This is a genomic window from Bradyrhizobium sp. Cp5.3 (assembly GCF_000426265.1).
GTDB lineage: Bacteria > Pseudomonadota > Alphaproteobacteria > Rhizobiales > Xanthobacteraceae > Bradyrhizobium > Bradyrhizobium neotropicale.
Window position 1 is genome coordinate 1 of sequence record NZ_AUFA01000095.1, and the last position, 7,661, is coordinate 7,661.

Annotated in this window: 5 protein-coding genes and 2 pseudogenes; 5 read left to right on the forward strand and 2 right to left on the reverse strand. The window is 59.3% G+C overall.

The window, feature by feature from the left end:
* Both K289_RS0139890 and metC read right to left on the reverse strand, forming a co-directional pair.
* On the reverse strand, positions 1-1,023 hold a 1,023-nt coding region (locus K289_RS0139890), incomplete at its 3' end, for a molybdopterin-dependent oxidoreductase (protein WP_027556434.1).
* A gap of 426 nt (positions 1,024-1,449) precedes the next feature.
* Positions 1,450-2,613, reverse strand: a complete 1,164-nt coding sequence (metC, locus tag K289_RS0139895; protein WP_027556435.1) for a cystathionine beta-lyase — start codon at positions 2,611-2,613, stop codon at positions 1,450-1,452.
* Between the two features lie 879 nt (positions 2,614-3,492).
* On the opposite strand from metC, the gene K289_RS0139900 reads away from it, so the two are divergent.
* From K289_RS0139900 to K289_RS49925, 5 genes and pseudogenes are all read left to right on the forward strand, one after another.
* Positions 3,493-4,521 carry an amino acid ABC transporter substrate-binding protein gene (locus K289_RS0139900; RefSeq protein WP_027556436.1) on the forward strand — a complete coding sequence of 343 codons (1,029 nt, stop codon included), beginning with the start codon at positions 3,493-3,495 and terminating at the stop codon, positions 4,519-4,521.
* Between the two features lie 104 nt (positions 4,522-4,625).
* Complete coding sequence (locus tag K289_RS0139905; RefSeq protein ID WP_035687845.1) at positions 4,626-5,798, forward strand: amino acid ABC transporter permease; 1,173 nt, start codon at positions 4,626-4,628, stop codon at positions 5,796-5,798.
* A gap of 3 nt (positions 5,799-5,801) precedes the next feature.
* Positions 5,802-6,962 (forward strand): amino acid ABC transporter permease, encoded by a 1,161-nt coding sequence (locus K289_RS0139910; RefSeq protein ID WP_027556438.1) that lies wholly within the window; start codon positions 5,802-5,804, stop codon positions 6,960-6,962.
* Between the two features lie 13 nt (positions 6,963-6,975).
* A pseudogene (locus tag K289_RS47110) lies at positions 6,976-7,329 on the forward strand (ATP-binding cassette domain-containing protein); the annotation flags it as partial.
* Positions 7,330-7,429: 100 nt separating this feature from the next.
* A pseudogene (locus K289_RS49925) lies at positions 7,430-7,661 on the forward strand (IS256 family transposase); the annotation flags it as partial.

The window sequence follows — 7,661 nt, forward strand, 5'->3', positions numbered from 1 at the left end:
ATCCTTGCCGAGCTTCGCACTGGTCCAGGTCTTGCCGCCGTCGGTGGAGACCGCGACCTCCTTGATGCCCTTGCCGCCGTCGAAGGCGATGCCGCGCAGGGTCGTAGCTCCCACCTTCAGCTTGGCGCCATCGGGCACGCTGGTGATGAAGGAGCGGATGGTGAAGCGGTTGATCGGGATGGTCGCCTTCGGCGCGGTGCCGGGCTCGATCGCATTGTTCGGCGTGTCCGGAATCCGGTAGGCCGACTTCATCCAGAAGCCGTCATAGACGCTGTCGATGACGGTGATCTCGTTGAGATGCTTGACCCAGTAGGTGCCGTAATAGCCCGGCACGATCAGGCGCAGCGGAAAGCCGTTGAGGAACGGCAGGTCCTCGCCGTTCATGCCATAGGCCAGCATCACCTCGCCGTCGGTGGCGTGCTCGAGATCGAGCGCCTTGACGAAGTCCGGCGTCCTGTCGCTGGCCGGGCCGTCCATGCCGTTGAAGGTGACCTGCTTGGCGCCGGCCTGCACGCCCGCCATCCCGAGCACGGTCTTCAGCGGCACGCCGCGCCAGCGTGCATTGCCCATGGCGCCGTTGGCGAGCTGGCCGCCGGCGACGCGCGGATCGGAGAAACCGCGGCTGTTGCCGGAGCACTGGTTGACGGCGACGATCTCGGTCGCCTTCATCTTCCGGATATCCCTCAGCGACAGCTTGAGCGGCTTGTCGACCTTGCCCTTGATCTCGAGCGTGAACTTGTCGGGATCCAGATTGTAGGGCAGATCCGACAAATGATAGCGGACGAAGAACGCGTTGTTCGGCGTGATCGGGCCGTCATTGAACACCGCGAACGGTGTCTCGAGCTGCGGCGGCCGGCTGGTCAGGCCGATCATCGGCCGCTTCTGCGGATATTTCACCAGCGGCCGTTCGCCATTGGCGAAAGGCAGGGTCACGGTGTCCTCGGCGAGCACTTTGCTGGCGCCGAATCCCGCCGCCAACGCGGCGAGGCCCGCTCCTTTGAGCAGGTCGCGTCTGTCAATCATACGTCTCCCTCCGGAGCGATTGTTTTTGAACTGCAATCACCACTGCAGCACAAAGGTCATCATTTGCGTTAACGGTTACAAACTGAACTTGAGTCATCCAGTAGATCGCGATGCCTCCATACCATCCTTGGTCCGGGGCGCGGCGAGACGGCCGTCGCGAAAACGGTGCTGTGAGCGCAGTCCACGAGATCATGCCAGTACCGTGGTAAAGTCGGATAGTGAAAAATGCTAACGCAAGCTGTAAGCGAGCCTATCGGAGCCCTTTGAGCGACTTGGCTTGCTCGAAGCCTACGCGACGTGGTCTCGTGGAGGAGTGACGGGCGCCGGTGAGTTCGTCCGCGACTACAATACCGAGATGCCTGCGGCAGGACATTCGTGTCCGTCAAAGACAGTTCGCTTATGACGCTCGCCCGCTTCGACCCCGGCTCATGTTGCAGTGGCCTCCGCGGAGCGCATGGCCGCAAGCGACTTCGTGAGGTCGGCAATGAGATCGGTGGGGTCCTCAAGGCCAATATGCAGGCGCACAAGACTGCCCGACAATGGGAAGGGGCGATCGGTGCGCGTAAAGTGGGCCGGCAAGACGAGGCTCTCATAGCCTCCCCAGCTCGAGCCGATCCCGAACAGCTCCAGCGTATCCATGAAGGCTGTGAGCGCGATTTGAGAACGTGACGCAAGCTCGACGCCAAAAAGTGCGGAGGAGCCACTAAAGTCGCGTGACCAGAGCGCGTGTCCCGGATCGTCGGGCAGGCCGGGATGTAGTACGCGCAGTACGTCCGGCTGCGCCCGAAGCCAGCGCGCGACGGTAAGCGCACTTTGCATCTGGTGGCGCATCCGTACACCGAGTGTGCGCATGCCCCGCAGGACCAGATAGCAGTCATCCGGACTGGTTGAGAAGCCGAGATCCGCTACGACGTTACGAATTGGTCGCCACCATTCCTCGGTCGTGGCGATAGTTCCCATCATCACATCCGAGTGGCCGCAGAGATATTTGGTTGCCGCCTGGATCGAGATGTCAACGCCGTTGGCGAGGGCGTCGAAGAACAGCGGGCTCGCCCAAGTGTTGTCGAGCAGAACGGGGATCGATCTTGCGTGCGCCGCCTTCGCGATGGCGGGTATGTCCTGCACCTCGAAGGTAAGCGAGCCGGGACTTTCGCAGAATACCGCTCGCGTATTGTCGCGAAAGAGCCCGGCGATTCCCGCTCCGATTAAGGGGTCGTAATAGGTTGTCTCGATACCGTTCCGCGCTAGTAAGCCATCGCAGTAGGCGCGCGTAGGTCCGTAGACCGTATCCACCATGAGTAGGTGATCACCCGTCTTGAGGACGGCGGTGAGAGCAGCCGTAATGGCGGCAAGCCCGGACGGCAGAACAATCGCGCGGTGGCAGCCTTCGATCCTCGTGATTGCCTGCTCGAGCGCGAATAGTGTGTCAGTGCCGTGGATACCGTAACGCAGCGCCCCGAAACGGTCGGCGCGCGTGGCGCTGAAGGCGGCAAGGTCCTTAAACAGAATCGTGGACGCACGTGATACCGGGGGGTTGACCGGGCCGGTGGCGGCACGGCCACCTCGGACGAGCAGCGTGTCTTTTTTCATGACGCAAACCTTGGAGTAGGGGGAGATCAGTGCGCCGCGCGCGACCAGAGGGGCATGGATATCTTGCGGAATAGCTATTTCAGACTAAAGAATTCGGCCCGACGTGGAGGCCGAGTTTTATGGGCACTCTGTGAGAGTCGTCTCGCATTGATGCGGGGCGGTACGTCAAATGATTAGGCTTAGGGCTTTAACTACACAATCCAAATTTCTTGACGACATTCATAAGCGATTTTGGTCAGTGCCGATTATCGCTGCGGGCAGACCTGATCGGCTGCCGACTGCTAGCGCCGAGACTCTGCCGCTGAGATCAAAAACCATAAGGCATACTTTGAGGGCTCTCTTTCAACCTTCAGGTTCATCAGGCCTCTGCCGGGGTTCATGCGAAGCGTCCACAGGGTGCACTTCAGAAAAATTGAACTGACCCGTGAATATATCTCGTTTGCTTGATCCAAAAAACGACGCGATGCTGATGCCTAGAAAATAGAAGAAAGCGAGACGGCGCCCGCCACGTTGCGTGACAGCGTTCAGCTCTAGCGAACAGGTTGAGTCGGGAGGATGCCATTTCGCAAAGAGCGAGTCGCTTCGGACGGGAGCGCCGGATTTCCCGAGCTCCACGCGCCCTTCGCGGATCGGTTGTCCGAAGGGCGACTCTGTCTGATCAGCGTGCGTTACGCAATCGGTTACGTTGCGGCGATCGCGTTGAAGCCTGTGCGCGTGGGCTGAAAAGATTATCAGCTCTATGACGGGGGTTGGGCCTGGGCGGCGTTCGCCGAGATCCTATTGCCATAACAAATCCGAAACGTTCCAAGAGGCCGGGCGGGCTCACGGTTAGAAGTCCGTCACGGAAGATATGTTTGACGAACAGGAGGGGTGGAGACCATGAGAAACGTTCTGGCAATCGCGGCAGGCATGGCGGCACTTGCGCTGACGGCATCGGTGGCGTCGGCAGACACGTTGTCCAACGTCAAGTCGAAGGGCTTCCTTCAGTGCGGTGTGAACGTAGCCCTGGCGGGCTTTTCCGCTTCGGATGACAAGGGTCAGTGGACTGGTCTCGACGTCGATTTTTGCCGCGCGGTTGCAGCAGCCGTATTCGGTGACCCCAGCAAGGTCAAGTTCACCGGCCTGACTGCCAAAGACCGGTTTACCGCGCTTCAATCCGGAGAAATCGACATCCTATCGCGCAACACCAGTTGGACTGTGAGCCGCGACACTTCGCTTGGCATCAGCTTCGTCGGCGTTATGTACTATGATGGCCAGGGTTTCATGATCGACGCGCGGAAGTTGCCCGATGTTAAGTCGGTCAAGCAACTGTCGGGCGCGGCGATCTGTGTGGCGGCGGGCACGACGACCGAATTGAATCTCGCCGACTACTTCAAGGCCAACAAGATAGACTACACACCCGTTGTCTTCGACACCCTTGAGGAGACAACCGCGGCCTACAACGCGGGTCGTTGCGACGCCTTCACAAACGATCAATCCGGGCTTTACGCGGCTCGTCTGCACACGTCGTCGCCCAAGGACTTCGTCATATTGCCGGAGATCATTTCCAAGGAGCCGCTCGGGCCCGCCGTTCGCCAGGGGGACACCAGGTGGCTCAACATCGTGAAGTGGACCTACTTTGCGCTGCTTGATGCTGAGGAGGCTGGTATCACTCGGTCGAATGTCGATGAGATGAAGGGGAGCAGCAATCCCGACATCAAGCGGATGCTCGGGACTGAAGCCGGAACGAGGATCGGCACTGATCTGGGCCTCTCAAACGACTGGGTCGCTAACATCGTCAAGGCGACCGGCAACTATTCGGAAATCTTTGAGCGCAACCTCGGTTCAGGTAGCCCCTTGAAGATCGCCCGCGGTGTCAACGCGTTGTGGACCAAAGGCGGCATCCAATACGGCGTGCCGATACGCTGACAGCCCTGCGATGGGCTTGAGGCAATCGAGCCTTGTTCAGAATCATGGCACGCCACATCGGCATCAAGAATTCACGCGAGGGGAGCGCAGTGTCACAGGAGGTAATGCTCGATGTCGCGCCGACGAAAGCGTCGCCGTTCTATGACCCGAAGCTGCGAAGCATCGTCGTTCAGGGCGTAATTATCGTCCTCTTGGTGTCCGGGCTCTGGTGGATCTCTGACAACACGATCGAGAATCTGCGTCGTTCCAATATCCCGACAGGATTTGAATTTCTGAACGGACGCTCCGGGTTCGAGATTCCCGACCGGCTTATTGATTACAGTTCGGAGTCATCCTACGGCCGGGCCCTGCTGGTTGGCATTGTGAATACGGCGCGTGTCGCCGTTTTGGGCATCATCGCCGCCACGATCATTGGCTTTATGGTTGGTATCGGCCGACTATCGAGCAACTGGATGATACGCAAGCTCGCGACCGTCTACATTGAAGTCTTTCGCAATATCCCGCTGCTGCTCGTCATTCTCTTTTGGTACCAGGGGGTGCTTGCGTTGCTGCCCAACGTCCGCGGCAGCCTGTCGTTGCCCTTCGGCTCATATCTGAACAATCGCGGTCTTTATCTCCCGCGCTTGATCTGGAGCCAGGGAGCTTGGGTCATCATTGCGGGGCTCATGGCAGCCATTGTGCTGTCCTGGTACGTCGCGCGAAGGGGGCACGCGCGCCAGATGGCAACGGGACAGCAATTCCCGGTCTTCTGGGTGTCTGTTGCGCTCCTCATCGGTTTTCCGTTGCTTGGTTGCGCGCTTGCAGGATTTCCGATGACCGTCGAATTCCCACAGAAGGGCACCTTCATGCTGACGGGCGGCCTTAACGTGAAGCCCGAATTCCTGTCGCTACTTTTGGCGTTGTCCTTCTATACGGCAGCTTTCATCGCAGAAATCGTTCGTGCTGGCATTCAGGGTGTCCCGAAGGGCCAGACGGAAGCCTACTCTGCGCTGGGTGTCCGCTCTGGCCAGGGATTGCGCCTGGTGATCATCCCGCAGGCGCTACGTATCATCATCCCGCTGCTGACGAGCCAATATCTGAACTTGACGAAGAACTCGTCGCTTGCTGTGGCGGTCGGCTACGCGGATTTGTACGCAGTCGGCGGTACGATCCTGAACCAGACCGGGCGGGCGATCGAGGTCGTCGTAATCTTCATGGTGGTCTATCTCGGCCTGAGCATTCTGACCTCGCTCGTCATGAACTGGTTCAACGTCAAGCTGGCACTGAGGCAGAGGTGAGCCATGCAGCAACATGAAATCGCCTGGGTGCGCACCGACATCGCCCCTGCACAAGCTGCGCCCAGATCCGAGGTCGGGATCGTAGCCTGGATGCGCAAGAATCTCTTCGCGACGCCGGCGGATATGTTCCTGACGGCCATTGCTGTGCTCGTGGCAGCGTGGGCGCTGCCACAGATCCTGAACTGGCTGTTCTTCAATGCCGTCTGGATCGGCACCGACCGAACCGCTTGCCTTACCATGGAACAGGGCGGGCAACTGCCAGCCGATTGGTCGGGTGCGTGTTGGCCATTCGTCTCCAACCGGTTCGGCTATTTCATGTTCGGCCGCTATCCGTTGGAAGAGCGCTGGCGCGTGATCCTGGCGGGTATCATTTTCGTGGGACTGCTTGCCCCGCTGCTCATTCCGCGCCTGCCGTTCAAACGAGTTAATGCAATCCTGTTCTTCGGTATCTATCCGTTCATTGCCTTCGTTCTGCTGGTTGGCGGGATCTCGGGACTGCCCTATGTCGAGACCCCACTCTGGGGTGGACTTATGGTCACTCTCGTCCTCGCCTACGTTGGCATCGTGGTTTCGCTCCCCCTGGGCATTCTCTTGGCTCTTGGGAGGCGTTCCAACATGCCGACGGTCAAGCTACTTTCTGTCATTTTCATTGAAACTGTGCGGGGAGTCCCACTGGTCACAGTGCTGTTCATGGCAGCGTTCATGCTTCCACTTTTCGTGCCGCCCGGTACGACATTCGACAAGTTGCTCCGTGCGCTCATCGGCGTTGCGCTGTTTTCATCCGCTTACATGGCGGAAGTGGTGCGGGGTGGGCTGCAGGCTATGCCCAAGGGCCAGTCCGAGGGAGCGGATTCTCTTGGGCTCAGCTATTGGCAAAAGACCGGGCTGATCATCCTGCCGCAGGCCCTAAAGCTCGTCATTCCGGGGATCGTTAATTCCTTCATCGGACTGTTCAAGGACACGACGCTGGTCCTCGTCATCTCGATGTTCGATCTGCTTGGGATCGTCAAACAGGGCATTTCCGGGGATGCCAATTGGGCGACGCCGCAGACCGCAAGGACCGGCTATATCTTTGCCGCGGCGATCTTCTGGATCTTCTGTTTCGGCATGTCCCGATATTCGCAACATGTGGAACGGCGTCTTGAAACTGGGCATGGGCGGTGAGAAGGAGGCCTGCATGAGCACAAAACGGATGTCCGGCGCCACGAAACTGGATGTCAGCAGGACGCGAGTTTCGCCGACTGATGTCGCAGTTGAGATCATCGGCATGAACAAATGGTATGGCGGGTACCACGTTCTAAAGGACGTCAACCTCAAGGTGATGTGCGGTGAGCGCATTGTTGTGTGCGGGCCGTCGGGGTCCGGCAAATCGACCATGATCCGCTGCATCAATCGCCTGGAAGAGCACCAGAAGGGCAAGATCATCGTCGACGGCAAGGAGCTTACGAACGATCTCAAGAAGATCGACGAGGTTCGCCGTGAGGTCGGTATGGTGTTTCAGAACTTCAATCTCTTTCCGCATCTTACGATTCGGGGATGTCCCGGGTTCTGTTGAATTTCTGAAGAGGTCGGCGTTGCCCACCTTGAGCCGGTAGGCTCGGGGTGCTGATTCCACAAAGGAGAGCAACGCCATGACGAGAGATATCACACCGGCTGGTTCGCCGGCGACTGGGGCTGTGGACGAAGCGTTTGCAGAAGTGCGGGCGAGCTTTGATCGGTTCTGCCTTGCGGCGGGGATCGAGGCGCTCGGCACGATGATGGAGGCGGATGTCACGGCGGCCTGCGGGCCGCGCCACGGTCGCGATGCGGCGCGGCGGGCGCACCGTTGGGGCCGAACGCGGGGACGGATCGGCTTCCACGGCG

Coding starts and splice junctions, on each gene's coding strand:
- metC (WP_027556435.1), bottom strand. CDS start 2,613: ATGAAAAAAGACACGCTGCTCGTCCGAGGTGGCCGTGCCGCCACCGGC.
- K289_RS0139900 (WP_027556436.1), top strand. CDS start 3,493: ATGAGAAACGTTCTGGCAATCGCGGCAGGCATGGCGGCACTTGCGCTG.
- K289_RS0139905 (WP_035687845.1), top strand. CDS start 4,626: ATGCTCGATGTCGCGCCGACGAAAGCGTCGCCGTTCTATGACCCGAAG.
- K289_RS0139910 (WP_027556438.1), top strand. CDS start 5,802: ATGCAGCAACATGAAATCGCCTGGGTGCGCACCGACATCGCCCCTGCA.